The sequence below is a fragment of the Leucobacter sp. CX87 genome (assembly GCF_018682295.1).
Taxonomy (GTDB): Bacteria; Actinomycetota; Actinomycetes; order Actinomycetales; family Microbacteriaceae; genus Cx-87.
In genome coordinates this window covers 337,477-363,412 of record NZ_JAFIRI010000006.1, presented here as the reverse complement: position 1 = coordinate 363,412, position 25,936 = coordinate 337,477, and the positions used below count along the sequence as shown (strand labels likewise).

24 protein-coding genes are annotated in these 25,936 nt (G+C 69.2%); 7 read left to right on the top strand and 17 right to left on the bottom strand.

Going from position 1 to position 25,936, the window contains the following annotated elements; genetic code table 11:
- Positions 1–126 precede the first annotated feature (126 nt).
- The 8 genes from KOE53_RS10885 to KOE53_RS10850 all read right to left on the bottom strand — a co-directional run bounded on the left by KOE53_RS10885 (position 127) and on the right by KOE53_RS10850 (position 8,377).
- Complete coding sequence (locus tag KOE53_RS10885; protein WP_188058486.1) at positions 127–819, bottom strand: ABC transporter ATP-binding protein; 693 nt, start codon at positions 817–819, stop codon at positions 127–129.
- Positions 816–2,573 (bottom strand): branched-chain amino acid ABC transporter ATP-binding protein/permease, encoded by a 1,758-nt coding sequence (locus tag KOE53_RS10880; RefSeq protein WP_188058485.1) that lies wholly within the window; start codon positions 2,571–2,573, stop codon positions 816–818. The genes KOE53_RS10885 and KOE53_RS10880 overlap by 4 nt, the downstream gene beginning before the upstream one ends.
- The gene (locus KOE53_RS10875) at positions 2,560–3,435 is read right to left on the bottom strand and encodes an ABC transporter permease subunit (protein ID WP_188058484.1); all 876 of its coding nucleotides are present in this window, start codon (positions 3,433–3,435) and stop codon (positions 2,560–2,562) included. The genes KOE53_RS10880 and KOE53_RS10875 overlap by 14 nt, the downstream gene beginning before the upstream one ends.
- 145 nt (positions 3,436–3,580) lie before the next feature.
- Positions 3,581–4,774, bottom strand: coding sequence for an ABC transporter substrate-binding protein (locus tag KOE53_RS10870; RefSeq protein WP_188058483.1), 1,194 nt, complete (start codon positions 4,772–4,774; stop codon positions 3,581–3,583).
- Between the two features lie 67 nt (positions 4,775–4,841).
- The gene (locus KOE53_RS10865; protein WP_188058482.1) at positions 4,842–5,249 is read right to left on the bottom strand and encodes a nuclear transport factor 2 family protein; all 408 of its coding nucleotides are present in this window, start codon (positions 5,247–5,249) and stop codon (positions 4,842–4,844) included.
- A complete protein-coding gene (locus KOE53_RS10860; protein WP_188058481.1) occupies positions 5,246–6,076 on the bottom strand; it encodes a MoaF C-terminal domain-containing protein in 831 nt (276 codons plus the stop codon). Before KOE53_RS10860 ends, KOE53_RS10865 begins: the two co-directional genes overlap by 4 nt.
- 49 nt (positions 6,077–6,125) lie before the next feature.
- Positions 6,126–7,259, bottom strand: coding sequence for a zinc-dependent alcohol dehydrogenase (locus tag KOE53_RS10855; RefSeq protein WP_188058480.1), 1,134 nt, complete (start codon positions 7,257–7,259; stop codon positions 6,126–6,128).
- Between the two features lie 152 nt (positions 7,260–7,411).
- On the bottom strand, positions 7,412–8,377 hold the full coding sequence (locus tag KOE53_RS10850) for an AraC-like ligand-binding domain-containing protein (RefSeq protein ID WP_188058479.1): 966 nt from the start codon (positions 8,375–8,377) through the stop codon (positions 7,412–7,414).
- Positions 8,378–8,609: 232 nt separating this feature from the next.
- Between KOE53_RS10850 and KOE53_RS10845 the strand changes: the two genes are divergently transcribed.
- From KOE53_RS10845 to KOE53_RS10830, 4 genes are all read left to right on the top strand, one after another.
- Positions 8,610–10,142 carry an ABC transporter substrate-binding protein gene (locus KOE53_RS10845; protein ID WP_188058478.1) on the top strand — a complete coding sequence of 511 codons (1,533 nt, stop codon included), beginning with the start codon at positions 8,610–8,612 and terminating at the stop codon, positions 10,140–10,142.
- 81 nt (positions 10,143–10,223) lie between these two features.
- Complete coding sequence (locus KOE53_RS10840) at positions 10,224–11,168, top strand: ABC transporter permease (protein WP_188058477.1); 945 nt, start codon at positions 10,224–10,226, stop codon at positions 11,166–11,168.
- A complete protein-coding gene (locus KOE53_RS10835; RefSeq protein WP_188058476.1) occupies positions 11,165–12,994 on the top strand; it encodes a dipeptide/oligopeptide/nickel ABC transporter permease/ATP-binding protein in 1,830 nt (609 codons plus the stop codon). The genes KOE53_RS10840 and KOE53_RS10835 overlap by 4 nt, the downstream gene beginning before the upstream one ends.
- On the top strand, positions 12,991–13,827 hold the full coding sequence (locus tag KOE53_RS10830) for an ATP-binding cassette domain-containing protein (RefSeq protein ID WP_188058475.1): 837 nt from the start codon (positions 12,991–12,993) through the stop codon (positions 13,825–13,827). Before KOE53_RS10835 ends, KOE53_RS10830 begins: the two co-directional genes overlap by 4 nt.
- Before the next feature lie 124 nt (positions 13,828–13,951).
- On the opposite strand, the gene KOE53_RS10825 is transcribed toward KOE53_RS10830, so the two are convergent.
- Genes KOE53_RS10825 through KOE53_RS10805 form a run of 5 tightly spaced genes read right to left on the bottom strand, consistent with a single transcriptional unit; the run spans position 13,952 to position 19,325 of the window.
- Entirely contained in the window at positions 13,952–15,142 is a 1,191-nt protein-coding gene (locus tag KOE53_RS10825; RefSeq protein WP_188058474.1) for a multidrug effflux MFS transporter, read from the bottom strand.
- Between the two features lie 32 nt (positions 15,143–15,174).
- On the bottom strand, positions 15,175–16,185 hold the full coding sequence (locus tag KOE53_RS10820) for an alpha/beta hydrolase (RefSeq protein WP_188058473.1): 1,011 nt from the start codon (positions 16,183–16,185) through the stop codon (positions 15,175–15,177).
- On the bottom strand, positions 16,182–17,201 hold the full coding sequence (locus KOE53_RS10815; protein ID WP_188058472.1) for an alpha/beta hydrolase: 1,020 nt from the start codon (positions 17,199–17,201) through the stop codon (positions 16,182–16,184). Before KOE53_RS10815 ends, KOE53_RS10820 begins: the two co-directional genes overlap by 4 nt.
- Positions 17,201–18,160 (bottom strand): aldo/keto reductase, encoded by a 960-nt coding sequence (locus KOE53_RS10810; protein WP_188058471.1) that lies wholly within the window; start codon positions 18,158–18,160, stop codon positions 17,201–17,203. The genes KOE53_RS10815 and KOE53_RS10810 overlap by 1 nt, the downstream gene beginning before the upstream one ends.
- Before the next feature lie 28 nt (positions 18,161–18,188).
- Positions 18,189–19,325, bottom strand: coding sequence for a zinc-binding dehydrogenase (locus KOE53_RS10805; RefSeq protein WP_188058470.1), 1,137 nt, complete (start codon positions 19,323–19,325; stop codon positions 18,189–18,191).
- Positions 19,326–19,468: 143 nt separating this feature from the next.
- Here KOE53_RS10805 and KOE53_RS10800 point away from each other — a divergent pair, with 143 nt between their 5' ends.
- Complete coding sequence (locus KOE53_RS10800; RefSeq protein WP_188058506.1) at positions 19,469–20,896, top strand: amidohydrolase; 1,428 nt, start codon at positions 19,469–19,471, stop codon at positions 20,894–20,896.
- An 88-nt stretch (positions 20,897–20,984) separates the two neighbouring features.
- Here the strand turns inward: KOE53_RS10800 and KOE53_RS10795 are convergent, their stop codons facing one another.
- Both KOE53_RS10795 and KOE53_RS10790 read right to left on the bottom strand, forming a co-directional pair.
- Complete coding sequence (locus KOE53_RS10795) at positions 20,985–21,368, bottom strand: DUF1801 domain-containing protein (RefSeq protein WP_188058469.1); 384 nt, start codon at positions 21,366–21,368, stop codon at positions 20,985–20,987.
- Between the two features lie 132 nt (positions 21,369–21,500).
- A complete protein-coding gene (locus tag KOE53_RS10790) occupies positions 21,501–22,235 on the bottom strand; it encodes an SDR family NAD(P)-dependent oxidoreductase (protein ID WP_188058468.1) in 735 nt (244 codons plus the stop codon).
- Between the two features lie 117 nt (positions 22,236–22,352).
- Here KOE53_RS10790 and KOE53_RS10785 point away from each other — a divergent pair, with 117 nt between their 5' ends.
- Positions 22,353–23,351 (top strand): aldo/keto reductase, encoded by a 999-nt coding sequence (locus KOE53_RS10785; protein WP_353055637.1) that lies wholly within the window; start codon positions 22,353–22,355, stop codon positions 23,349–23,351.
- A 6-nt stretch (positions 23,352–23,357) separates the two neighbouring features.
- Here KOE53_RS10785 and KOE53_RS10780 read toward each other — a convergent pair whose 3' ends face one another.
- Positions 23,358–24,080 (bottom strand): alpha/beta fold hydrolase, encoded by a 723-nt coding sequence (locus tag KOE53_RS10780; RefSeq protein ID WP_188058466.1) that lies wholly within the window; start codon positions 24,078–24,080, stop codon positions 23,358–23,360.
- Between the two features lie 181 nt (positions 24,081–24,261).
- Between KOE53_RS10780 and KOE53_RS10775 the strand changes: the two genes are divergently transcribed.
- The gene (locus tag KOE53_RS10775; protein ID WP_188058465.1) at positions 24,262–25,251 is read left to right on the top strand and encodes a methyltransferase; all 990 of its coding nucleotides are present in this window, start codon (positions 24,262–24,264) and stop codon (positions 25,249–25,251) included.
- A 59-nt stretch (positions 25,252–25,310) separates the two neighbouring features.
- Here KOE53_RS10775 and KOE53_RS10770 read toward each other — a convergent pair whose 3' ends face one another.
- Positions 25,311–25,907 (bottom strand): TetR/AcrR family transcriptional regulator, encoded by a 597-nt coding sequence (locus KOE53_RS10770; RefSeq protein WP_188058464.1) that lies wholly within the window; start codon positions 25,905–25,907, stop codon positions 25,311–25,313.
- Between the last annotated feature and the right edge of the window lie 29 nt (positions 25,908–25,936).

Below are 25,936 nucleotides of genomic sequence, written 5' to 3'. Positions count from 1 at the left end.
CTACAAAAACACGGTGGGGACGATTTTTGTTGTTTCACGTGAGGTGAAGGCGCAGATTGCGACCCCTCGGTGGGGTGAGCCAGGTGAGTTAGGTGAGTCCGGTGGCCCGGGCCAGTGGAGCCAGACCTACTCGCCCAGGTAGGCCCTCTGGAGCAGCGCTGGGTCCGCGACGAGCTCCGAGGCGGCCCCGCTGAAGGCGACCCGGCCGCCAGAGACCACCACCGCCGACTGCGAGATGCCGAGCGCCAGGTGCGTGAACTGCTCGACGAGCAGCACCCCGACTCCCTCCTTCGCGATCTGCTCAATCACGGGCAGGATCCGCAGGAAGACCACGGGGGCGAGCCCGAGCGACATCTCGTCGATCAGCAGGAACCGTGGCTTCGCCGCAAAGGCCCGCGCGAGCACCACCATCTGTTGCTCGCCGCCCGAGAGCAGGCCGGTGGGGGTGTCAATGCGCTTTTCGAGCTCGGGGAATGAGGCGAGCGCAGTCGCGATTGCGGCGGGCCCGCGGGCCACGAGCTCGAGGTTCTCGCGCACGGTGAGCGACGGAAACACCGCCCGACCCTGCTCGATGTGGACGATGCCGCGACGCGCGCGCTGCACCCGCGACCACTTGGCGATTGACTCGCCGTCGACCGAGATCGTCCCGTCGCTCGGGTGCACGACCCCCGAGATCGACTCGAGCAGGCTCGTCTTGCCGGCGCCGTTCGGGCCGACGAGGGCGGTGATTTCGCCGGCGCGGACCTCGAGCGAGACGCCCGAGATGACCGGCCCGGCACCGCGACTCACGGTCACGTTGTCGATGACGAGGGCGCTCATGCGCTTGCCTCCGCTTCTCCCATGTAGGCCGCAAGGACTGCGGGATTTTCGAGGACCTCGCGCTGCGGGCCCTGGGCGAGCACCCGGCCGAAGTCGAGCACCGTCAGCTCGGTGCAGACGGTCCGCACCAGGTCGAGGTCGTGCTCGATCAGCACGATCGCGGTGCCGAAGCGATCGGGGATCCGGGTGAGACGTCGACCGAACTCGACGTGTTCCTCGTGCGAGAGACCGGCGGCCGGCTCGTCCAGGATGAGCACGCTCGGGCCCGAGAGCGCCGCAGCGGCGACCTCGACGAGGCGCCGGGTGCCGACGTCGACCGTCGAGAGCCGCGTCTCCGGCGGCGGGCAGCCGAGAAATGCGAGGGCGCTCGCGAGCTCGTCGCGGTCGATCCGGCGCCGACTCACGAAGCGCACGTACGCCTCGACGGTGAGCTGCGCGGGGACGCGATCCTGCTGGAACGTTCGCCGCAGCCCCTTGCGCGCGCGCCGCGCCGGGTGCGCCGATGTGAGGTCTTCGCCGTCGAGCCGCACCGTGCCCGTGGCCTGCGGCAGGAAGCCGCTGACCGCGTCGACGAAGGTCGACTTGCCGGCGCCGTTCGGGCCGATCAGCCCCATAATGGTGCGCGGGGCCACTGTGATCGACACGTCGTCGAGGGCCTTGAGCTGACCGAACTGCACGCTCAGCCCGTGGACCTCGAGCGCGGGCGGGGCGCCTTCGGGCACCCGATCCTCGGCAGAGATCACGGCGATCACATCGAGCGCAGTGGTGCCGGGATCCTCGACGGGCGCACGTTCGGGCGCCCGTTTCGCGGTGAACTTCCACCAGGCCCCCCGGATCGCGCCGCCCAGGCTCGACCCGCTCGTGATGGCCTGGATACCGAGCAGGCCGAAGACGACGAAGCCCCAGTCCTGTGGGACACCCCAGCGCTTGAGCAGCTCGGGCACGACGACCCACAGGATGCCGCCGAAGATCGCCATGTCGATGAGGTACGCGCCGCTCATCACCGCGAGGATGTAGAGCGCGAGCGACTGCAGCGGCGTGAAGCTCGAGGCGAACGGCATCTGCACCTGGCCGGCGACGAGGCCGCCCGAGATGCCGCCGAGCGCCGCGCTGACCGCGAACGCGGTGAGCTTCGCGGTGCGCACGCTCTGCCCGACAGCGGCGGTGCCGCGCTCGGAGAAGGCGACGGCCTTCCAGCTGCTGCCGATGCGGCTGCGCTGCAGGAAGAATGCCCCGAGGGCGCAGAGCGTCAGCACGACGATGCTGAAGAAGAAGTACTCGCGGTCGCTCGAGAACGACTCGGGCCGCGACACGGCGATGCCGGTGACGGTACCCGGGAACTGGATCTGCGTCAGCGTCACGTCTGCCGCTGCCGCAAAACCGAGGGTGACGACGGCGAGGTTGACTCCGCGCAGGCGCAGGGCTGGCAGGCCGATCAGGATCCCGGCACAGCCGGCGACGACGCCGCCGATGATGAGCCAGACGATGAAGCCGCCAGGTACCTCGTGCATGCTCAACCAGGCGACCACCCACGCGCCGATGGCCGCGAAGGTGAGCTGGCAGAGCGCGATCATGCCGGCCGAACCGGTCACAATGCCGAGGCCGAGCACCGCGATCGACGCGGTGACGGCGCTGATGGCGAGGAAGACGTAGTACCCCGAGAGGCCGACGCTCAATCCCCAGCCGACCGCGATGGCGGCGACCGCGATGAGGACGGGCAGGAACTGGCGTGCGCGGCGGTTAGCGAGCAGCATCCCAGACCTCCTTTCGCTGCGACCAGAGCAGCAGGACGACGATGAATAGGAAGGGGATGAAGTTGCGCACGAAGGCAACCTGCTCGATCTGGGCGACGACGCCGCTGAGCACGCCGAGCAGGAGGCCGCCGATGACGGCGAGGTCGAGGCGCTTGAACCCGCCGAGCAGGGCCGCGGCCGCGGCCGGCACAATCATCATCGACAGGCTGATCGCGTCATTTGACTGCGACGAGGCGGCGATCAGGATGGTGATGGTGCTGATGGCGCCGGTCACTGCCCAGACGCCGATCGAGAGGGGCTTCGACGCGATGCCGATGAGCTCAGCGGTGGTCGGGCGCTCGGACAGCGCGCGCAGCTTGATGCCGACCGAGGTGCGGCGCAGCACGAACGCGGCGGCGAGGGCAGTGGCGACGGCGAGCAGCACCATCACGACGGTGACCCAGCTGACGACGACGCCCGCGATGGTGAATGCGGCGCCCGACACGATCGGGGTGAAGGGCTGCGGTTTGTTGCCGAACAGGATGTACGAGAGCGAGATGAGTAGCAGCAGCGGGGCGACGGTCATGGCCGAGCGCGTGGTCGTGTCAGACTCGGACAGCCAGGTCGCCGCGATCCAGCCGATGAGGGCGCTCAGCAGGCCGCCGACGAGGACGCCGACGATCGTGGCGAGCCAGACAGGCAGGCCGATGAAGGTGGAGAACCACACCGCGACGAACGCGGCGAACATGCCGGTAGCCGCCTGCGCGAAGTTGACGACGCGGACGAGGCGGGACATGAGGGTCAGGCAGACGGCGATGACGGCGTAGAGGCCGCCGGCGGCCAGGCCGGCAAAGGCGCCCTGGAGCAGGGCTCCGCCGTTCATCGCGTGGCTCCCGAGTCGCGGCGAGTGCCGGAGGGGTGGTGCATGGGGACTCCTTAGAGGGAAAGATTCCGTGGGGAAAACGGTGCCGTGTGGGGCCGGGGCGGCGTCGCCTCGGCCCCACACGGTTCACGGGGTGGTGCGGGCGCTAGCCGTCGAGACGCAGCCAATCGTCAGCCGACTTCTCCCACGCGTTCGTGCCCGACTTCAGCACGATCGGCCAGCCGGCCGTCAGATCGTCGTGCTTCTCCTTGGTGCCGACCTGGTACGGGGTGCCGAGCATCGGGTTCTCGATCGGTTCCATCGCCTGGAGCGCCTTCGTGACGGTCTCGCGGGTGATCTCGCCCTCCATGCCCGAGACGACCTCAACGAAGAAGGTGGCCGCGAGGTATCCGCCCTGGCTGAACGCCGTGAGGGGGATGTCGTTCTCGGTCATGAGCGCGCGCCAGTCGGCGGTGATCTCGTTTTCCTCGGTGAAGGGGTAGAACTCGGCGGGCACGTGCACGCCGCCCGCGGTCCAGTCGAGCGCCTTCGCGAAGTTCTCGCTGTAGACACTCGTGAGGAACAGGAACTGCACGTCGTCCCAGCCCTGCGCCTGCGCGGCCTTGACCTGGCCGATGGCGTCGGGCTCGACGCCGTTCACCGCGATGGCTTCACAGCCGGCCTCCTTGGCCTTCACGATGTAGGGCGTGTAATCCGAGCCGCCGTAGGGCAGCGTCGCGTCGACGTATAGCGGCTCCTTGCCGGTGATCTCGGTCCAGCGATCGACGCCCGCCTGGTAGGCGGGGAGGGTCGATCCGGCGATCTCGAGCAGCACGCAGATGTTCTCGATGCCGAGGTTCTCCGAGCCGTTCAGCAGTGTGAGCGTCATGTCGTTGAACGGGCCGACGTTCGCCGGGGCGATGTTCGGGGTGTTGAAGCAGCCGGTGTCGACGCCCACGCCGGGCATCGAGATGACACCCTCCTGGAGGTAGTACTTCTGGTTGATCTCGCACTCGAGCAGCGACGCGCCGCCGACGAGCGCGACGACCTCCTTGCTGCCGACGAGCTCGCGGGACGCGGCGGTCGCGCTGGCAGGATCGGCCTTGTCGTCGATCGCGGTGTATTCGATCTGGTGGCCGTTGATGCCACCCTCGGCGTTCACCTTGTCGAAGACCGCGGCGGCGGCCTGCGACGCCTCGGGGAAGGTGGCGGGGCCGCTGATGGTGTTGACCGAGCCGATGACGATGGGGGCGCCTTCGCCGCCACCGCCCCCGCCTGAGCCTGCGCAGCCGCTCAGCGCGAGCGCCGAGATGGCGGTCATCGCGGCGACCGCCGCGAGACGTGAGGAACGTGGTTTCATGGGAAAGCCTTTCTTGCTGGGGGACCGGGGGCATTCGCCTGCCGGGTACTTCGGTACTGCGGTCTGGTTAGTCGGTTGCCGCGCGGACCTCTGCGGAATCGACGATCTGTTCGAACGCCACGGCCTGGCCGTCGCGGACGCGCCATACGTGCACGACACGGGCATCGAAACTGCGGCCGGTGGCCGTGTAGGTGCCGGAGTAGTTGCCCACGCCGAACACGGTGCCGAGGCCCGAGTCGTCGACGCCGCCGTCGTACACGGCGTCGATCGTCACGACGAAGGGCGAGAACTCGGCCTGGATCCGGCCGAAGACCCCGGCTGCGACCGCGTCAGGGCCGACGTAGGTGCCCGCGTAGGGGAAGCCCGCCGCCTCGGTCCACTCGATATCGGGGGAGAAGGGGGCGAGCATGCCGGCGAGGTCGCCAGCATCGGAGGCGGCGTAGTGCGCCTCGACCAGTGCCTGATTCGCGCTCATACGGGCTGCACGTCCGGGTAATCGACCGAACCAATGGGATAGATGTGGCCGCCCGCGCGCGAGTGCTCTGCGTTGCCCTCGCCGGTGATGCCGAGGAAGATGCCCGTCGTCCGCAGCTGGTAGCTGAGGTCGTGCAGCCAGACGCTCGCCACGGCGATCCGGAACTCGCGGAAGCAGAAGAGGAAGAGGCCGTCGGCGAACTTCCATACGGTCGACATGTCCATATCGCCGTGCCCGCGCTGCACGCCCTCGACGCACTGCCAGGCGTAGCGCTGGCTCGAGATATACACGTGTTCGTAGAGGTGGTTCGGGCTATAGCGGTAGAGATTGCGCATGCCGATGAGCCCGCGCGACGGGCCGGGCACCTCGCCCGTCGGCTCGCCCGCGCCGGTGACTCCCGACCAGAAGGTCTGGCCGACCTGGGGCACGCCCTCGGTCGCTTCCTCGGCGATTTCCGAGAGGGTGAGCATGACGCGGTGCGTGGTCTCGGAGTACACGATGGTGATGGCCTCGCGCTCGCGCGACTCGATCGGCAGGTTCACAAACACGACGTCTTCGCGCACCCGCACCGCGTCGTACGGGTCGACAAGGGTGCCCGAAGTTTCGATCCCGCCGGCCGCCGACCAGCGCACCGTCGCGGCGTCGAAGTCGAGCGACAGCGTCGTGCCGTCCTGCAGGGTGAGGCGGAGCGCGGTCCCCGCGAGATCGACGTTTGGCAGGCGATAGGTGTCGATGCCGGCGGCGAACTCGTCGTACGTTCGCCACTCGGACTCGTCGGGTGCCGTGAGCGGCGCCTGCGACGGTGCGGCAGAGGTGGTGGTGCTCATCGATGAGCTCCTTTCGGGTAGGGGGCAGAAAATCAGGGGGGAGGCGCGGCTACCAGTCCTCGGGCGGGTCGCCGGGCACGAGCACGACCTTGAGGGCGCCGTCGGCCCGCTCGCTCACCGTCACAAACGCGGCCTCGGTGTCTTCGAGGGCGAACCGGTGGGTGACGATGCGCTCGACCGGAAGGGTGCTGCGGCCCAGGAACGCGATGGCGGGTTCGAAGCCGCCGGCAGACAGGAACGAGGGCAGCAGGTCGATCTCGCGGGTGAGCAGATCTTCGTCGGCGAGGAACGTGACGGGCGCCGCGGCACCGCATGCGCCGGCGAGCACGACGCGGCCGCCCCGGCGGGCCAGGCGCACGGCCTGCTGTTGCGCGCTCGTCACCCCGGCCATCTCGATCACGACGTCCGCGCCGCCGCCGAACGCGTCGTGCAGTGCTGCCACGGGGTCGGTCTCACGGCTATTGATGACCGTGTCGGCGCCGAGCTCCAGCGCGAGTGCGAGGCGCTCGGACCGTGTGCCGATCATGGCGACGCGCGCGGCTCCTGCGTCGGCGGCGGCCGCAGCGACGAGCAGACCAACCGGGCCGGGGCCCACGACGGCCACGGTGTCGCCGGCGCGGACGCGGCCTCGGGTCAGTGCGCGATAGGCGACCGCGAGGGGCTCGGTGAGCACCGCGCGGTTCCATTCGAGGCCCTCAGGCAGCCGGTGCACGATCGCCTCGCGCGGGACGAAGAGCACGTCCGAGTACCCGCCCCAGAGGCCGGGCGCGACTGTGCGGGGGATGTTCACGCCCATCTGGCGACCGCGGGGCAGGCCCGCGGCGCCGTCGTCGAGATCGCAGAGGTTGTAGCGACCCTCGCGGCAGCGGGGGCAACGCCCGCACGGCAGCAGCATCTCGACGGCAACCCGATCGCCCACGGCGAGGCGGCGATCGCGCGCCGCCGCAGCGCCGAGCGCGGCGACGACGCCGACGAACTCGTGACCGGGGACGAGTGGAAACGGGTCGCCGATGTGGCCGGCGAGTAGGTGCAGGTCAGTGGCACAGACGCCGACGAGGGCGACGCGCACGAGGACGTCGTCCGGGCCGGGCGCCGGTACTGGCTTGCGGCCAAACTCGACCACGCCCGCGGCGGGGAACACCACCTGGCTGGCGGTGGCGGGCAAATGGTACGGCTGCGGCATTGCAGGAATCCTCTGGGACAGACGCGCCGACCCACTCTGGTCGACGGTATGTGCCCATGGTTCGTGCTGCGCCCGATCCGTTCAAGGCCGCGGGGGTCTTCGTGCCGATCAGAGCAATCGGTCTTCGTTCCCCGACAAGTGGAGAAGTTCCGCTAGCGAGCGCGCAGCTCGCTCGGGCTCTCGCCGAAATGCGCCTTGAAGATGCGGCTGAAGTGCGCCGCGTCGGCGAAGCCCCACCGCGCGGCGATGGCGGCGATCGGTCGGGTGCGGTGCACGGGATCGAGCAGGTCCTCGCGGCACCGATCGAGCCGGCGGGCGCGGATCCAGGTGGAGACGGTCGTGTTCTGCTCGTGGAAGAGGCCCTGGAGGTGACGGGTCGAAATGTAGTGCGCCGCGGCGATGGTGCCGGGGCCGAGGTCGGGGGCGCCCAGGTGCAACTCGATGTACTCGCGGATCGAACGCATGAGCACCTGGCGCGGATCCTGCGCCTCGTGGTCGAGATCGAGCACGCTCGCGAACAGGGTGCCGACGAGGTCGACGCTGTGCCGCGCAAGCTTCGCCCCGATCGAGCCGTTCACTCGATCAAGGTGGCTCGCGAGCTGGGCCAAGTAGGGCGAGACGATGTTCGAGAGGCTGCTGCCGCTCGCGAGCGACATCGCGGTGAGCTGGTCCATGAGTGGGGTAGGGAGGTCGAGGCGATCCTTGGGGATCAGCATGACGAAGTTGCTCACGTCCTCGTCAAAGACGAGCGTGTAGGGTCGCGCCGTGTCGTAGACGACGAGGTCGCCGCGCTGCAGCACGACGTCGCGGCTGTCTTGCGTGAGCATGCCGGATCCCCGCAGGAGCAAGCCGACCTTGTAGAAGTCCGAGCCGCCCTCGGCGATCTGTTCGGCGGAGCGGTCGACGACATGGGCGCCCGCGGTGACCTCGGTGAAGCCGATGCCCTCGCTGGCGGCCGTGCGCAGGCGCGCGGTGAAGGGACGGTTCGCGGAGGCGCGTGTCAGCGCGGTGATGTTCAGCGGCACGAAGGAAGACGAGGCGGCCGCGCGGAACGCGGCGAAGCTGTCGGTGCGGGTAATGGCAACCGGCGGCGCTGCGCGGTGCGTGATTTGGGGCATTGGTGCTCACTTCATCCTGTGTGATCCGCGGCGTTGCGGAGACTCGAATCCGTTCGTTACCGAATTGTATACGATCCCGCGCTTGCGCTTCTTGTCAACACTTGTAGAATTACCGGGACGACGCACCCGAAGGCATCGGGAGGCGGCCCGGGATCCGTAGGATCAGCGGGAACCGTTGAACACCAGAGGCGCGTCTTCGCCCCCATCACCGGCTCAATGGAGAGTAGAAAACATGAAGAAAGCACTCGCAGGCCTCGGCGTAGTCGCCGTGGCGGCCCTTGCCCTTACCGCGTGCTCGGGGGGTGACGCAGGGGCTTCCGACGGGTCGGGTGACGCGGCCACGGTCGCGCCGCTCAATATCGGCAACTTCCTCGACGTGACCTCCTGGGATCCCGCGCTCGCGGACATCGGCTTCGATGGCCCGTACCTGTCGGCTATCTACGATCCGCTGCTCGTGCTGGACGAGTCGGGGCAGCCGCAACCGGCACTCGCGACGAAGTGGGAGGTGTCGGAGGATTTCAAGACCATCACCATGGACCTGCGCACCGACGCGAAGTTCTCGGACGGCGAGGCGTTCGACGCGGCGGCCGCAGTGACGAGTCTCGACTACCTCAAGGCCGGGGTGCGCTCACAAGAGGCGTACACGAAGGTCGACAAGTTTGAGGCGGTCGACGAGGACACGATCAAGATCTCGCTCACGCAGCGCGACGACACGATCCTGTACTTCATGGGACTCGGCCGCAGCTACATGATGTCGCCCGCGGCGATTGCGGACGGCAGCCTCGCGACGACCCCGGTCGGCTCGGGCCCCTACACGCTGGGCGCGGCCTCGGTGCCCGGCGCCGAGTATCACTTCGACAAGGTTGCCGATCACTGGGACTCTACGAAGTTCCCGTTTGACCCGCTCGTGATTTCGCCGCTCAGCGACCCCACCGCCATGCTGAACGGCATGGAGGGCGGGCAGTTCAACGTCATCTACGGCGATCAGACCGGCATCGACATGGCAGCGGACAACGGCTGGAACGTCAGCTCGGGCGTCGCCTCATGGGTCGGCCTGCAGTTCACCGACCGCACGGGTGACAAGCTCAAGCCGCTCGGCGACGTCCGCGTGCGCCAGGCACTGAACTACGCGTTTGACGGCGGCGAACTGCTCGCCGCGATCGGTCAAGACGCGGGCGTACACACGAACCAGGTCTTCCCGGACGGCACCGTCGGCAACCTGCCGAAGCTGAACGACCAGTACGCCGCGAACATCGAGCAGGCGAAGGCGCTGCTCGCCGACGCCGGGTACGCAGACGGCTTCGACGTCACGATGCCGATGGCCGGCCCGTTCCAGGCGTGGCAGCCCACGGTCGAGCAGGTCTTTGGTGAGCTCGGCATCACCGTCACCTGGGACGAGTACCAGTTCATGGACTACATGGGCAACGCCCCGACCTACCCGATGTTCATCGGCGTGATTTCGATGGACGCCAACCCGGTCGCCACGGTCGAGCGCCAGATCGCGAACCCCCAGTGGTACAACCCGAACCCCAGCACCGAGGCATTCCCCGAGGTGCAGGCGCAGGTGGACGCGGTGTTCGCCGCCGCCCCCGGCGACGAGCAGAATGGTGAGATCGAGAAGCTCAACACGCTCGTCACTGACGAGGCCTGGTTCTCGGTCTGGTACCAGTCCAACAACTCCTACATCTCCACCGAGGAGTTCACGGTGACGCCGCTGACCGGAACGATGTTCCCGGGCCTGCGCAACATCAACCTCGTCGGCTAACGACCGACACCGCGGTGGGTCGCCCCGTATCGGCGGCCCACCGCATCCCTCTTCATGTTCGATCGGATCGAGGAAGCGACGATGCTCAGATTCACGCTCAAGCGGCTCATCTCCGGGGTGATCCTGCTCTTCGCCGTCGCGACCGGCACGTTCTTTCTCGCGCACGCGGCCATTCCCGATCCGACCCTCGGGCTGCTGGGAAGCGCGGCAACGCCCGAGGCGCAGGCCGCGCTGGCCGAGAAGATCGGCAGCGATCGACCGGTCTTCGTGCAGTACTGGGACTGGGTCACGACCTTGCTGACGCAGGGGAGTTTTGGTGATTCATGGCGCAACTTCCAGCCGGTTGCCGCCCAGATCGCGATCAAGCTCCCAGTAACACTCTCGGTCGTCTCGGTGTCGATCCTGCTGTCCGCCATCTTGGGCGGCGTGCTCGGCGTCGTCGCGGGCCTGCGCCCCGGGACGGTCATCGACAAGCTCGTGAAGGCGGGCGCCGTGATCCTGTTCGCCCTCCCCGGGTTTTGGGTCGCGCTCGTGTTGGTCATGATCTTCGCCGTGCAGCTGAAGTGGTTCCCCGCGGTGGGATACGTGCAGCCCTCCGTGTCGGTGAGCGGCTGGCTCGGCTCGATCACACTGCCCGCGATTGCCCTTGCCCTCGGCGCCATCGTGATGATCGCCGAGCAACTGCGCAACGCGATCATCCAGGCCGACCAGCAGGACTATATGCGGACCCTCCGCAGCAGGGGACTGCCCCAGTGGCGCCTCATCATGCACCTGTTGCGGAACGCTGCGCCGGCCTCGCTCACCATCCTCGCGCTCATGTTCGTGGGGCTGCTCAGTGGCGCCATTATCGTCGAGCAGATCTTCGCCCTCCCCGGCATCGGCGCCCTCACCCAGGGCTCGTCGCAGAACGGCGATATCCCGATGCTGCTCGGCATCACCGTCATCACCGTCGTGTTTGTGGTGATCGTGAACTTCCTCCTCGACCTCCTGCTCGGCTGGATCAACCCGAAGGCTCGTGTGCAATGACCGCCCCGCTGACTGACTCGATCGATCCCCGCCGCTCCGCCCGAGGGTCAACGCTCTCCCAAGTGCTCCGCCGCCCGGCCGGGGCCATCTCGTCCGCCGTGCTGCTGCTCGTCGTGCTCGTCGCGGTCTTCGCGCCGTTGCTCGCCCCGCACGACCCGAACTTCGTGGATCTCGCGCTGAGCCGAGCCGCGCCGAGTGCTGAGCACTGGCTGGGCGGCGATACGACCGGCCGCGACGTGCTGAGCCGCCTGATTTTCGGCACGCAGTCCACCCTCTGGGGCGCGCTCGTCGCCATCGTCACCTCGCTCGTGATCGGCGTCCCGTCGGGACTGATTGCCGGCTACTACGGCGGCGCGACCGATCGCATCGGCACCTGGATCAGCGACGGCCTGCAGGCCGTTCCCGGCATGATCATCCTGCTCATCGTGGCCTCCACCACGCGCAACGACTTCACCCTCTTGATGATCACGGTCGGCGTATTTATGGCGCCCGGCTACTTCCGGCTCACTCGCTCAACCGTGCTCATGGTGCGGGGCGAGGCCTACGTCGACGCCGCGAAGGTGGCGGGGCTGTCGGACGCCCGGATCATGGCCCGGCACGTGATTCGCGCGGTGACCGCGCCGATTGTCATTCAGACCGCGCTGACCGCCGGAATGGCCATGGGTATGCAAGCCGGCCTGCAGTTCCTCGGCATCGGGGGAGGCACAACGCCCGGCTGGGGCGCCGCGATGAACGAGGGGTTCCGCGTCATGCGGACCGACCCCTTGCTCTTGCTGTGGCCCTCGCTCGCGCTCGGCATCACCATCGCAGCCCTCGCGGTGCTCGGCTCGACCCTCGCCGAGGTGATCAGCGTCAAGACCCCCGTGGTGTCGCGCCGTCAACGCCGCGAGCTGGCCCGCGCGAAGGCCGCGCGTGCTGCCGCGCCCGCCACGACGGCCACCGGATCGATCGCATACGCCGCCGTCGACTCGGCGGTGCGGCTCGAGAACCTGCGGGTGCACTACGAGACGCCCGACGGGGAGGTCGAAGTCGTGCACGGCATCACCCTCGATGTCGCGCCCGGCGAGGTGCTCGGCATCGTGGGGGAGTCTGGCTCGGGCAAGTCGCAGACGGTGTTCTCGATGCTCGACCTCATCCCGAAATCGGGCGTCGCCACCGCCGACGCGATCTGGATTGGTGGCGAGGAAGTCACCCGGCTCTCCACACGCGACCGCGCCCAGCTGCTCGGCCACGAGATCGGGTACATCCCGCAGGAGCCGATGACGAACCTCGACCCCTCGTTCACCGTGGGCTTCCAGCTCACCGAGCCGCTGCGGGCGGTGCACGGGATGAAGCGGGCCGAGGCCAAGGCCCGCGCGCTGGAGATGCTCGCGAAGGTCGGTATCCCCGACCCCGCGCGCGTCATGCGTGCCTACCCGCACGAGCTCTCGGGCGGCATGGCGCAGCGCGTCCTCATCGCGGGCGCGATCGCGGGCAGGCCCTCGGTGCTCGTCGCGGACGAGCCCACGACCGCCCTCGACGTCACCGTGCAGGCCGAGGTGCTCGAGCTGCTGCGCGAGCTGCAGCAGGAGTACCAGATGGCGCTCGTGATCGTCACCCACAACTTCGGCGTCGTCGCGGACCTCTGCGACCGAGTCGTCGTGATGCGAAACGGCTCGATCGTCGAGATTGACGATGTCGGCCCGATCTTCGCGCAGCCAGAGAACGACTACACCCGCGAGCTCATCGCGGCGTCACTCGACGACGCCGCGAGCCGCGCCCAGCTCGATCGCGAGTTCGCCGCACTTTCCCCTGCCGCTGACGAACCCCAGGAGGCCCGCGCATGAGCGCTCCCACCGCCCCGCTCTTGCGCGTCGACGACCTCGTCGTCGAGTACGGCTCCAAACGTGCGCCGTTTCGGGCGCTTTCCGGGGTCTCCCTCGAGATCGGCGCCGGCGAATGCCTCGGCCTGGTCGGCGAGTCAGGATCCGGAAAGTCGACCCTCGGCAAGGCGATCCTCGGCCTCGCTCCGGTCACCTCGGGCAGGATCGAGTTCGACGGGCGTGACATCACGCACCTCGGTCGACGCGAGCGCCGGGCGCTGGCCGCAGACATCCAGGTCGTGTTCCAAGACCCCTACGGCTCGCTGAACCCGATGATGACGATCGGCGACATCCTCTCCGAGCCACTCATCACGGCCGGTGTCGGCGGGGCGGAAGCGCGCTCCACGGTCGGCGAGATGCTCGAGCGCGTGAACCTGCCGGGCAGCGTGATTGATCGCTTCCCGAGCGAGTTCTCGGGCGGGCAACGCCAGCGCATCGCGATCGCGCGCGCCCTCGTGCGCCGCCCGCGCCTGATCATCTGCGACGAGCCGGTGAGCGCGCTCGACCTCACGACCCAGGCGACCGTGCTCGACCTGCTGATCGACCTGCAGCGCGACACCGGGGTGGCCTACCTGTTTGTCTCGCACGACCTCGGTGTCGTGCGCCGCATCTGCCACCGCACCGCGGTGCTCTTCCGCGGCGACCTCGTAGAGCAGGGCGACAGCGAGCTCGTGACGAGCGCGCCGCAGCACCCGTACAGCCAGCGACTGTTGATGGCGTCGCCCGTCGCCGACCCAGCGCAGCAGGCCGAGCGCCGGCGCGCCTGGCTTGCGCTGCGCGAGGAACAGGCGGCGTAGGGCCAGTCTGCGGCGGGAGCTATCTTTCGGCGCCCACTCCTTCGCCGGTTTGCTCGGCACCGTTCACTCGGCACGCCGGTGCGCTGGCCGCGCAGACGTGCCGAGTGACCGCCGCCCGGTCGACCTACACGATCGAACGGCGCCGCGCGAGCGGGCGCACCACGAGGATCCCGAGCAGCGCCGCAACGACGGATCCGACCGCCATGGTCGTCGCGAGCGTGTGCGCGTCGACCCCGCCCAGCGAGACGAGCGGGGCGACGAGCGCGCCGACCGTGAACGAGGACATTCCGAGCACGGCCGAGGCGGTGCCGGCATGAGCGCCGTGATCGCCGAGCGCGAGGGTGTTACCGTTCGGGCCGCCGAGCCCCGAGCTCATGAGGGTGAACCCCAGAAGTGGCAGCACCACGATCGCCGGGGCGCCCAGCAGCACGGCGCCGAGCAGCACGAGGGCGGACAGGGCGCCGGCGCTCTGGCCGGCGAGATACATGCGGAGCGGACCGACCCGGCGCACGAGCATTCGACTGATCTGGGCGCCGAACATCAGCGCGATCGCGTTCGCGGCGAAGACGAGGCTGAACGCCTGTGCGCTCAGGCCGTACTGATCCTGCACGACGAAACTCGACATCGACAGGTACGAGAAGAACGCGACCCCGCCGGCGGCCGAGGCGAGCATGATCGTCACAAACAGCGGGTCGCGCAGCACGAGCCCGAGGTGCGTGCGGGTGGTGCCGAGCATCGCGCCGCTGTGCCGCCGGGCGGGCGGAAGCGTCTCGCGCAGCCCGAACCAGGCGGTCGCGAGCAGGAGCAGGCCGATCCCGGCGAGCACCCCAAAGATCCCGCGCCAGTCCATGACGCGGGCGAGCTGACCGCCGAGCACCGGCGCGACGATCGGCGCGATCGCCGTGACGAGGGCGAGCATGGAGAGCATGCGCGAGAGCTCAACCCCCGAGTACAAATCACGCGCGACGGCGAGGCAGATCACCACGCCCGCGGATCCTGCGAGCCCCTGCAGCAGCCGGGCGACCAGCAGGATCTCGATCGTGGGCGCGAGCGCGCAGACCACGGATAGGACGGTGAACAGGATCACCCCGACGAGGAGCGGTCGCTTGCGGCCGTAGCGGTCCGAGAGCGGCCCGCTGATGAGCTGACCGAGCCCGAGCCCGATCATGCACGCCGACATGGTCGCCTGCGCGAGTGAATCGGTGGTGCCGAGCGACGCCGCGAGCTGGGGCAGCTGCGGAAGGTAGAGGTCCATGGACAGCGGGCCAAATGCCTCGAGCGACCCGAGCACGAGGGTCGCCCGGGCGACGCTCATGAGCGGACGGGGCGGGGTGGACGGCGCGAGGGTCACTGGGCGAGGACCCGGCGCCACCAGCTGTCGCGCGCGGCGTTCGCCGCCTGCGAGACGACGGCGTCGGGAGAGAAGCCGCTGAAACCGTGGTACCCGCCCGACCAGACGTGCAGCTCGGCCTGGCCGCCGGCCGCCCAGAGGCGGCTGGCGTAGTCGATCGTCTCGTCGCGGAACACCTCGGCGGAGCCGACCTCAATAAACGCCGGGGGCAGTCCGGAGAGGTCCCCGGCGCGAGCCGGTGCCTGGTGCGGGTGGACGCGCGCGGTGCCCCGTTCGCTTCCGAGCGCCGCGTCCCAGCCGGTGTCGTTGTTGTGCCGATCCCACGCGCCGAAGCCGTCGAACTGCCAGGACGACACTGAGCAGTTCCGGTCGTCGATCATCGGGCAGCCGAGGAGTTGGCCGGCGAGCGCCGGGCCGCCCCGGTCGCGGGCCATGAGGGCGACGGCGGCGCTCAGGCCGCCGCCCGCCGAGGCGCCGCTCACGACGAAGCGGCGGCGATCGAGGCCGAGCTCGGCCGCGTGCTCCTCCATCCAGACGAGCGCGGCGTAGCAGTCCTCCGCGGCGGCGGGGGCCGGATGCTCGGGTGCCAGGCGGTATTCGACGCCGATGCCGACGGCGCCGAAACGTTCGGCCAGGTCGATGAGTTCGGGCGTTCCGAAGAACCGCGTGCCGAGCACGTACCCGCCGCCGTGGATGCCGAGCACCGCGGGGCTGGGCTCGGCGGCGGGTGCAGCGCTCGGCCGCACGATCGTGATTGCCACGTCGGGGGCGCCGGCGGGCCCCGGGATTAGCCGATGCTCGAAGGTCACCGCGCGCCCGGCCGCCTGCGCCTCGATCGGGGGCGTGATCGAATCAAAGTGCGCGCGATTTTCCAGGATGGTGTCGGCGCGAAGCGGGATCCGCTCGACGAGATCCAGGAAGAACTCGAGGCCGGGCACGAGTTCAGGGTCGTACGGCACCGGGGTCGGCCGCGCCGCCGGTTCGGCCGCGCGGTAACGCTCGCTCATGCGCCAACTCCGTTCAGGATCCGGCGCAGCCAGGAGTCCCGGCTCGCAAGTGCCGCGCGTGCGAGCTCCGACTCGGGGGCGTACATGTCGAAGCCGTGGAATGCGCCGGCCCACACGTGCAGCTCGGCGCTGCCGCCCGTGGCCCAGATCCTGCTGGCGAACTCGGTGTTTTCGTCACGGAACATCTCGGCGGCGCCGACCTCGATGAACGCGGGCGGGAGGCCGGACAGGTCGTCCGCCCGGGCTGGAGCCGCGTACGCGGGGGCGTCGGGGCTCGAGGCGAGTTCAGGGCCGAGCACGCAGTTCCACGCGAGCAGGTTGGATGCGCGCGTCCACGTGCCGATGCCGTCGTACTGCAATGACGCCGCGGAGGCGTTCGTGTTGTCGAGCATGGGGCACAGCAGCAGCTGCCCCGCGATTGCAGGCTCGCCGCGGTCGCGGGCCATGAGCGCGACCGCGGCGGCAAACGCGCCGCCGGCGCTGCCGCCCATGACGATCAGTCGTTTGGCGTCGCCCCCGAGCTCGGCCGCGTGCGCCGCTACCCACGCGGTCGCCGCGTAGTTGTCCTCGGCCCCGGCGGGGTAGGGGTGTTCGGGGGCGAGGCGGTACTCGACGTTGACGCCGATGACGCCGTGGCGCTCGACCAGGTCGACCACGCGGCCGTGCTCCCAGGAACGGTGGCCGAGAATCATGCCGCCGCCGTGAAAGTTCACGAGGATGGGCAGTGCCCCGGGGGCCGGGTGTTCGGGGCGGAAAATGGTGATCTCGAGGTCGGGGGCGCCTGCGGGGCCGGGGATCACTCGCTCCTCAGCGGTGACCGCCCGGCCCCTGACGATCTCGGCGCCGCTCGGGAAGGCTGGGCCGCCCGCGCGGCTCGCCTGCAGGGTGTCTACGCTGAGCTCAGGCCCCATGCCCGCCATGGCTTCGAGTACGGGCGCGATCTCGGGGTCGAACGGCACCGGTGTGAGCTGCGGGGTGCCGAGCGCGAACGGCAGGGTGAGCGTTGAGTCTGACATTAGGGGCCTTCCGGGTCGACGATGCCGAGATCGGCGTGGAACGGGGCGACGAGCTCGCGAATCGTGGCGGCGCCGACGCGCTCGACGAGCTCGAGGCTCGCGAGGTTCGCTTCGAGCTGCGCGACGCTTGAGGCGCCAAATAGCGTGGTCGCGGTCGCCGGGTGGGTGAGCGTGAACGCGATCGCGAGCTGCGCCGGGGTGGCGCCGAGGTCTTCTGCGACCCGGACGAACGCGGGAACGTCGTCGATGATGCGTTGCCTGATGCCTCCGGGGTCACGCCCGACCTCGCGCTCGGTGCTGACCTTGCCGGCGAGATAGCCGCCCTCAAGTACGTCCGAGGCCTGCATGGAGAGCCCCTGTTCCCAGAGCCTTGCGAACGGTGCGCCGTCGGGAATAGACCTGCGCGAGACGCTGTACTTGAGCTGGGCGATGTCGGGCCCGGGCACGCCTTCGTCACGCGCGATATCGATGAGGGCCTGGATGTGTGTCGCCGACCAGTTGTTCACGCCCCATGCCCGGATGAGCCCGCCCTCGCGCAGCCGCGCGAGATCGAGGACGAGGTCGCGCAATTCGAGGTCGTCCCGGCGAAGATCGCCCAGGATCACGAGGTCGGCGTGGTTCGTGCCGACCCGAAAGAGCGCCCGCTCGAGCTGCGGACCGAAGCCGGCGCCCGGCTCGAACCCCTCGAGCCAGAGCTTCTCGGACAGCAGGTACTCGTCGCGGTTGATCCCTGCGGCGCGGACCGCCGCCGAGAACAGCACGTCGGTGAACGCCGGAGGGGCGCCCGGGAAGCTGTACACCCCGACATCGAAGAGGGTGATGCCGCGGTCAATTGCGGTGCGCAGCAGCTCGACGGTGTCTTCGAAGTGCATGCGGTCGTACACGTGCCAGGAGCCGAGTGAGAACAGCGACGTCTCGAGATCGCTGGTGCCGATTCTGCGGCGGGGGAGCGGGGTCATGGGGTCTCGCTTTCGTCTGAAGGGGTAGCTACTGCCGGGCCTGTGCGGTGGTGCCCGATGCGATGCGTGGGTCGATGACGGCCTTGACCTCGCCGAGCTTGTGCATGTTGGCGATCTTTGCGGAGGCCTCGTCGAGCCCGCAGGGGGCCGAGAACAGTTCGTCCCAGGGGAAGCGATCGGCGAAGGCACGGAAGAACTCGATCGAGCGGAAGTAGTCGGAGACGTCGCCGTTGAGCGAGCCGACGAGCGTGAGCTCTTTCCCCATGATCGCCGAGAGCGGGAACGGGTCGCCCGTGGGGCCGGTGGAGCCGACGATGGCGATCACGCCGCGCTGCGCGGCCATGCCGATCGCCTCCGGGCCGATGCTGGGGGCCCCGGCAAAGTCGAGCACAAGATCGGCGCCCTGGCCGCCCGTCAGCTCGAGTGCGCGGGCGACGGTGGCCTCGGACCCGCCCGCGATGTCGATCGTGTGGGTCGCTCCGAAGCGCCGTGCGAGCTCGAGCCTGGGCGCCGGACTGCCGACCGTGATGACGGTGGCGGCCCCAGAGATGCTGGCGACGGCCGTGGCGAACAGGCCGAGTGCGCCCGAGCCCTGCACGATGACGCGGGAGCCTGGCCGCACGCCGCCGGCCCGATCGAATGCGCGGAGCACCGTCTTCGCGGCGCAGCCGGCGAGCGACGCCCAGGTGTCCTTGACCTCATCGGGGAGGCGCAGCTTCTGGGCCCCGGGGGTCACGTAGGCGTACTCCGAGAGCCCCGCCGTAGCGAAGGGCGCCACGTCGCTGCGCTGCAGGAAGCCGTAGCCGCGGCGGCTGCACGCCACCGGCTGGCGCAATACGGTGCACCCGAAGCACTGGCCGCACACCGACTCGGACCAGCCGATGCGATCCCCGACCTGGAGGGGGGCGCCGAGCGCGTCCACCGCGCCGGCGCCCACGGCGACCACGCGTCCCACCATCTCGTGCCCCAGCACCATCGGCAGCATGCCGGGGAAGGTCATCTTGCCGGCCCAGATCTCGATGTCGGTTCCGCAGAGGGTCGTGCAGGTGATCTGCACGAGGGCGGCGCCGGGCTCGACGGTCTCCGGGAGCGGCAGCCGCTGCAGGGTGAGGGGTGCGCCGTGCTCGGTGAGCACGGCGGCGAGCGTGGAAGTGGGGATCGTCATCGAAAACTCCAGTTCTGCGAGAACCCCGGCGGCGCACCGTTGCTCGGCGACCGGGGTTGTGGTTATTCTACATATGTTGACCTAAAGTGGAAGTCCCGGATTCGGGCGCCACATTCGCCTCAAGGAGGAGCGCTGTGCAACGAATGGAAACGCCGGTCGCGGCAGGTGTGTCTGCACGGGCGGAGGCGCCGGCCGACCTTGTGTTGCGCGGCGGCACGGTGCTGACGCTCGACGAGGCAGGTACCCGGGCCGACTCAATCTCGGTGCGCTCCGGCAGGATCGTGGCCGTGGGCGGCGACCCGTCGGGGCTGATCGGCGCCGGAACCCGAGTGATCGAGCTCGCCGGTCGCACGGTGCTGCCCGGCATCAACGACTCGCACCTCCACGCGGCCTGGCTGGGCGCACGATGGCCCCACACGTTTTTCGGAGCCGGCGCTGCTGGCGGAGTCGGCGCGGGCCACGACCCGGGCGCCGTTCGGCTGCTGCACTCCCGGGCAGACCGGGTCGCGGCCCTTGAACGCGCGGGCCAGCTGCTCAGCGAATTCGGCGTCACGAGCTACACCGACGGGGGACTCGGGCCCGGCGAAGACGGCGGCGAGACGGGATGCTTCGACGCCGACGTACTCGAGGCCTACCGCGAACTCGCACAGGCACGGTCCCTGCGGCAGCGCGTCAGCGTGCTCGGCCTCTATGGGGTGCTCGACGGGCCCAGCGCGCTCGAGCGTGTGCGCGCGGGCGCGACTGAGCTGGCCGAGATGGCCCCGCTCGGGCGGCCCGAGTGGCTGCGCCTCGCGGGCCTCAAGATCTTCGGCGACGGAATTCCCCCGATGCGCCAGGCGTGGGTGAGCCGGCCCTACGACGACGGGAGTCACGGGGGCCTGCTGGTCGAGGGCGCGCGCCCCAATGCCCCGATTGAGGAGCGTGCCGTCGCGCTCGCCGCCATGGTTCGTGCGGGCCACGATGCCGGCCTGCAGGTCGCCGTACACGCGACGGGCGACCGCACCATTCAGACCGTGATCGACGAGGTCGCTGCGCTGCAGGGTGGGCTACCTGGCCCCGGCCACTATGTGATTCACGGGGACCTCGCCACGGCCGAGCAGATTGCGGCCTGTGCCGAGCTCGGCATGTTCATCAACGCGCAGTCCGGCATCGCCACGGCGACGGCTGACTGGGTGGCTGCCACGGCCGGCCCCGAGACCGCGGACGAGGCGTGGCGGTTCGAAGAGGCGCTCGCTGCTGGCGTCCTGGCGCTGTCGTCGGACGCGCCGATCCTGGGCCCGGACTGGCGGGTCGGTGTCGCGGGCGCCGAGCAGCGCATGCTCGACATGGGCGCGTCATCCGAGGCTGGCGCGCGTGAGCGTCGGTTGATCGACCTGTTGCGCGCGTACACCGCCGTCCCCGCGGCCCAGGACGGCGCGGCGTCGTGGAAGGGCACGATCGAGGTGGGGAAGGTGGCCGACCTCGTCGTCCTCGGTGGCGACGTGCTTGCGGCGGGAGCCGCGGGGCTGCCCGATGTGCCCGTTGAATGCACTGTGCTCGACGGCGAGGTCGTCTACTCGCGTCGTGTGTGATCGGCGGCGCTGACGCCTGGGAACAGCGGTGCATCACCAGCAATCACACGTCAGGAGCGCATGTTCCTGGCCACAGGATTCTCGCGGATCAGGTGCGCACCCAGGCGTGCACCAGTGCCAAGAGTGAATCCTCTTGGTCACGCGCCTCCTGGGCGCTCGGGAAAACGACCTGGCCGCGCTCCTCGGTGATCATCGACAGCAGACCGGTGGGATCCACAAAACGAAACGGCGTTGCATCCGTTCCGACCTTCGCTCCACGGTGGAAGATCAGCTGAATCCGATCCGTCGGCCGCAAATTAAACGTGACGCGGTCGACCCCATCGCGGCAGAAGCTCGGCGCGTTCCACTTGATCTGCTCCGTCAGTTCGGGCTCCGCGTCGAGAATCGCCCCCCGAATCTGTTGGACGACCGCGTTCAAAGGGTGGTCAAGCGTTGCCAGGAACGCGTCGACCTCTCCGTTTCGGTTGTTCATGCGTTCGCCCTTTCCGGCTCGTCGGCATAGCCGAGTCTCTGGTGTCAAGTATCGCCGGATCGCACGAGTTTGCGGATGAACCGGAGAAATTACGAGAAAGCAACCCTGCTTGCTCGGTCTCAGCGGGCACGCCTACGTCAGCAGCTGACCGCCGTCGACCGCGAGGCTGACTCCCGTGATGTGCGCCGCAGCTTCGCTCGCGAGGAACACGACCGGGGCGGCCACCTGCTCGACGTGGGCGAGGTCCCCGAGCGGGATCCTGCTGGACCAGGCCGCGCGTGCGGGGGAACCCTCGGGCATGCCCTGCGCGAGCATGGGGGTGAGGACCGGGCCCGGCGCGACCGCGTTCACGCGGATGCCGTGCTCAGCCAGCTCGATCGCGGCCCAGCGCGTCACCGAATCGACGGCGGCCTTGCTCGACTCGTAGGCGCCCATGCCGGGGGTCGGCTGGCGGCCGCCGATCGACGAGATGTTCACGACGGTGCCGCCACCGCCGAGCGCAATGCGGTGGCGTGCGTACGCCTGCACCATGGTGAAGGTGCCGATCACGTTGACCTCGAGGATCGACCGGTAGTCCTCGGGGGCGAGCGCGGTCACGGCGCCGTGCACCGACAGGATCCCGGCGTTGTTCACGAGCACGTCGATGGGGCCTGCCGACGCGAGCGCGAGCGCCGCGGCCGATGGGTCGGTGATGTCGAGCGCGAGGGCCGAGGCCGCCGCTCCGAGCTCGGTGGCGGCCTCGTTTGCGGCGGTGGCGTCATGGTCGGCGATGATCACGCGGTCGCCCACCGCAATGAACGCGTGCGCGATGGCGCGGCCGATGCCGCCGGCGCCGCCGGTAATGAGGACGGAACGGGATTCGGGCACGAGGACTCCTTTGTCGATGGATCACGCCCTATCAAGCGAGCGCGCACCTTGATATTATACGAACGTAGAAAAAAGGGAACCGGGAGCGACTCGGGTCCGACCTGCAAGGAGGCAGCAGTGGCGAACGGCGCGTTTGAGGGCACAGTACCGGTGCGACAGTTGGGGCCGGGTGGGCCCGTAGTTCCGGTGTTCGCACTTGGGTCATGGAACATCTGGGACCGGATGGAGGCCGCTGAGCGGATCGCACTGATGCGCCGCGCCCATGAGGTGGGCTCGGCGTTTTTTGATGTGGCGTACTACAACATGGGCCCGCACGCCGAGGCTTCGCGCACCGACCTGCTGTTTGGCGAAGCGCTCTTCGAGTCGGGGCTCACTCGAGGCGACATCCAGCTCTGCGGCAAGCTCTGGCTCTGGGAATACCCTGGGGTGGGCTTCGCCGAGCAGATGGACGTCTCGCTCGAGCGGATCAGCCGGGGCGGGGTCCAGGCCGAGCGCTTCGACACCGTGGTGGTGGGCGATTTCATGGCGGACCTCGATATTCGCCAGGTCGTGCGCGACGTGCAGGCCGAGATCGACGCCGGACGTTTCGCCTCTTGGGGCGTGAACAACTGGTCGGCGGGCGCGCTCGAGACCGCCCTGGGGGTCGCCGACGCCGAGGGGCTCACCCCGCCGAGCTTCGCGCAGCTGAAGTACGGGCTGGTGCGGCGCAGCATGGCGGAGGGTGAGCACTACGGCCGTTGGTTTGAGCAGGGTCGCCTCGCGCTGCAGGCGTCGGACCTCTTCGAGGGCGGGATCCTGGTGGGCAAGCTCGCGCCGAGTCGAAAAATAGGCGCCGATGTCGGCGGGATCCGCGAGCAGATCGTGGCGATCTATCCGCGCACGCTCCAGATTGCCGAAGAGCTCGGGGCGACGCCGGCGCAGCTCGGCATCGCGTTTGCGCTCACGCACCCGGCCACGGCAAACGTCCTGTTCGGGGCCTCAAGCGTTGCGCAGTTCGAGGACAACCTCGGGGCGCTCGCGCTGCTCGAGCGCGTCGGTGACGAACGCCTCCGCGCACTCACGGCCGAGCTGTGGCTCGACCGCGAGGTGCGCTCGGACGGTGTCTGGCAGCTGTAGCGGCGCCTACTCGGTGAGGAACGCGATCGCCGCGGCGCGGAACTCGGCACTGTCGAGCGCGCCGCGGTGGTCGCCGGGCACCCGGACGAGGCTGCCGTTCGGGATCGCCGTCGCCAGCGACTCGATGCCCCCGGTGAGTGGGTCGTCGTCGCCCGCGACGAGCAGGGTGGGGACGGCGGGCCCGCCTGTTTCTGGCTGGAAGGGCTCACTCGCGAGCCCCGCAATCAGGCGCGAGAGCGATGCCGTGTCGCGCCCGGGGGAGCTGATCATCCCGGCCAACATCTGGGCGAGCGGGTTGCCACTATCGCCGCCGGCGAGCGCCGTCTCGATCTCCCCGGGCGCAATTGCGGCGAACGGCTCGAACGGGCTGACGCCGCCGAGGACGAGGCGTCGAATGCGCGGGCTCGCGGTGGGGAGTTCCCAGGACAGCCGGCCGCCGAGCGAGTAGCCGATGACATCGAACTTGCCCTCGGGAAACGAGGCCTCGGCGGCGTCGAGGATGGCGGCTACGACTGCGCTCGTCGTCGCGTGCTCGGGCGACTCGATGCTCGGGCTGTCGCCGTGACCGGGAAGGTCGATCGCGACGGCCGTCCGCCCGGCTGCATGGAGCGCCGCGAGCCATCCGGTGTCCACGTAGTCCGCCGCAGCATTCGACGCGAAGCCGTGGACGAGGAGGACGGGGGGAAGGGTGCCTGTGGTGGCGGGGGAGCGGTGGGTGGAGAGGGGCATGATGCGCTCTTTCGACAGTGAAGGGGCGCGCGACTGCGCGTTTGTCTATGGTAGTAGAAAATAAACCGACGAGCGGCTGGACTTTTATTTTCAACGTTTGTAGAGTTTCCGCAGTACCACTTATCGGACATTGCCGTCCGCTCGTCACCGCACGAGGGGCGGCCCACACTCAGGAGACGCTATGACTGCATCGTCAGTACCCGCAACGCCACACCGCATTCTCGACATCGCCATCGGGTTCATGGGAGCGAAGCAGCTCTTCGCCGCGAGTCGCGTCGGGCTCTTCCGTGCGCTGGCTGGAGGGTCGAAGACCATCCCCGAGCTGGCGGCCGCGACCGGCGTCTCCGAGCGCCAGATCCGGATCCTCGCCGACTCCGCGAACGCGCAGGGGCTCCTCGAGCGCTCGGACGCCACGTACTCGCTGGCGGACGACGCGCGGGCATACCTCTCGGGCACGGGCGACATCGACCTCACCCCGTTCCTCGCCTTCCTCAACGACATTAGCTACCCGCAGTGGCTAAACTACGACCGCACGGTCGACTCCGACGAAGCCGGCACGCTCGACCTGGACGAGGCAGGCTGGAGTGATTTCATGGCGGGCGTCATGACCTACAACGCCCTGCACGCCGAGCAGTTCGGAGACGCCTTCGATTTCAGCTCGTTCCGCAACGCCCTCGACTTTGGCGGGCTGGCCCCCGGGTTCACCCTCGAGGCGCTGCGCCGCAACCCCGAGCTGTCTGCCCGTTTCGTCTACGCGCCCGATTTCGTCGATTCGGTCGCGGTCGCGCTCGATGATGCCGGGGTGACCGATCGCACGACTGTCGAGGGCGGGGCGACCGAGTCGGCCGTGCCGGGAGGTGCGCACGACCTCGTACTACTCACCCACGTGCTGCACCGCTTCGACGCCGAGCAGAACCGCACCATTCTGCGGAACGTGCGCGACGCCGCGGCGGACGGGGCGACGCTCCTGCTGCTCGACTTCTTCCTCGACCAGGACGGGGTGCAGCGCAAGATCGATGCCCTACACGCGGGTGAGTACTTCAACATCGACGGGACCGTCGCGTACCCCATCGAGGACGTCGAGTCGTGGCTTGCCGAGTCGGGCTGGCAGGTGGAGCGCTTCGTCGAGCTCGACGGGAGCCCGCGCGTGCTCGTCGCGACCGCGGCGTAGGCCCGAACGGGCAGCAGCAAGGCGCGCGGCTCCGTAGTGGGCCGCGCGCCTGTTCGCTGCTACCGGGCTACCCGGATCCGGTCGAGGAACGCGTCGACGTGCGACGCCAGATAGTCGCCGTTGACGTAGTCGGTGCCGAGCGCTTGCAAGAGCGTCGCCCCGATGTTCATGGTGACGGCCTCGTCTACCAGCTGCTCGTTCGAGACTGGGCTGTCAATGTCGCCGTCCTCGCGCGCCTCTTCGAGGTATTGCACAAGCCCGGCGCGCCAGCTAGCGAGGTGGTCGCCGTAGCCGTCGCGCAGTTCGGGGCTGAACGCGGCGCGCTCCCAGAAGGACAACAGGATCCGCGATGCGGTCTGGTCGGCCGCCGCCGTCGGCAACGTTGCGCGCAGCGCGACCTCGAGCGCCGCGAGGCCGCGCATGCCCTCGGTGGCCGCCGCGACGTGGTCGCCCAGGCGGTGCAGTGAGCGCTCGTAGGCGCCCTTGATGATGTCGTCCTTGCCGGGGAAGTAGTGCTTGAGGGCGCCATTCGCGAACCCGGCTTGCGCCGCGATCTCGCGCATCGTCGCCGCCTCGATGCCACCGCGCACGAGGAGCTCCCAGGTTGCATCGAGAATGTCTTCACGTCGCTGATCATGGTCAATGATTTTGGGCATGCGCTTCCTTGCGACGAGGGCGGGGCGGG

What these genes read in the sequence shown, in the direction of transcription:
- KOE53_RS10885 (WP_188058486.1), bottom strand. Translation starts at nt 819, where the DNA reads ATGAGCGCCCTCGTCATCGACAACGTGACCGTGAGTCGCGGTGCCGGG.
- KOE53_RS10880 (WP_188058485.1), bottom strand. Translation starts at nt 2,573, where the DNA reads ATGCTGCTCGCTAACCGCCGCGCACGCCAGTTCCTGCCCGTCCTCATC.
- KOE53_RS10875 (WP_188058484.1), bottom strand. Translation starts at nt 3,435, where the DNA reads ATGAACGGCGGAGCCCTGCTCCAGGGCGCCTTTGCCGGCCTGGCCGCC.
- KOE53_RS10870 (WP_188058483.1), bottom strand. Translation starts at nt 4,774, where the DNA reads ATGAAACCACGTTCCTCACGTCTCGCGGCGGTCGCCGCGATGACCGCC.
- KOE53_RS10865 (WP_188058482.1), bottom strand. Translation starts at nt 5,249, where the DNA reads ATGAGCGCGAATCAGGCACTGGTCGAGGCGCACTACGCCGCCTCCGAT.
- KOE53_RS10860 (WP_188058481.1), bottom strand. Translation starts at nt 6,076, where the DNA reads ATGAGCACCACCACCTCTGCCGCACCGTCGCAGGCGCCGCTCACGGCA.
- KOE53_RS10855 (WP_188058480.1), bottom strand. Translation starts at nt 7,259, where the DNA reads ATGCCGCAGCCGTACCATTTGCCCGCCACCGCCAGCCAGGTGGTGTTC.
- KOE53_RS10850 (WP_188058479.1), bottom strand. Translation starts at nt 8,377, where the DNA reads ATGCCCCAAATCACGCACCGCGCAGCGCCGCCGGTTGCCATTACCCGC.
- KOE53_RS10845 (WP_188058478.1), top strand. Translation starts at nt 8,610, where the DNA reads ATGAAGAAAGCACTCGCAGGCCTCGGCGTAGTCGCCGTGGCGGCCCTT.
- KOE53_RS10840 (WP_188058477.1), top strand. Translation starts at nt 10,224, where the DNA reads ATGCTCAGATTCACGCTCAAGCGGCTCATCTCCGGGGTGATCCTGCTC.
- KOE53_RS10835 (WP_188058476.1), top strand. Translation starts at nt 11,165, where the DNA reads ATGACCGCCCCGCTGACTGACTCGATCGATCCCCGCCGCTCCGCCCGA.
- KOE53_RS10830 (WP_188058475.1), top strand. Translation starts at nt 12,991, where the DNA reads ATGAGCGCTCCCACCGCCCCGCTCTTGCGCGTCGACGACCTCGTCGTC.
- KOE53_RS10825 (WP_188058474.1), bottom strand. Translation starts at nt 15,142, where the DNA reads ATGAGCGTCGCCCGGGCGACCCTCGTGCTCGGGTCGCTCGAGGCATTT.
- KOE53_RS10820 (WP_188058473.1), bottom strand. Translation starts at nt 16,185, where the DNA reads ATGAGCGAGCGTTACCGCGCGGCCGAACCGGCGGCGCGGCCGACCCCG.
- KOE53_RS10815 (WP_188058472.1), bottom strand. Translation starts at nt 17,201, where the DNA reads ATGTCAGACTCAACGCTCACCCTGCCGTTCGCGCTCGGCACCCCGCAG.
- KOE53_RS10810 (WP_188058471.1), bottom strand. Translation starts at nt 18,160, where the DNA reads ATGACCCCGCTCCCCCGCCGCAGAATCGGCACCAGCGATCTCGAGACG.
- KOE53_RS10805 (WP_188058470.1), bottom strand. Translation starts at nt 19,325, where the DNA reads ATGACGATCCCCACTTCCACGCTCGCCGCCGTGCTCACCGAGCACGGC.
- KOE53_RS10800 (WP_188058506.1), top strand. Translation starts at nt 19,469, where the DNA reads ATGGAAACGCCGGTCGCGGCAGGTGTGTCTGCACGGGCGGAGGCGCCG.
- KOE53_RS10795 (WP_188058469.1), bottom strand. Translation starts at nt 21,368, where the DNA reads ATGAACAACCGAAACGGAGAGGTCGACGCGTTCCTGGCAACGCTTGAC.
- KOE53_RS10780 (WP_188058466.1), bottom strand. Translation starts at nt 24,080, where the DNA reads ATGCCCCTCTCCACCCACCGCTCCCCCGCCACCACAGGCACCCTTCCC.
- KOE53_RS10775 (WP_188058465.1), top strand. Translation starts at nt 24,262, where the DNA reads ATGACTGCATCGTCAGTACCCGCAACGCCACACCGCATTCTCGACATC.
- KOE53_RS10770 (WP_188058464.1), bottom strand. Translation starts at nt 25,907, where the DNA reads ATGCCCAAAATCATTGACCATGATCAGCGACGTGAAGACATTCTCGAT.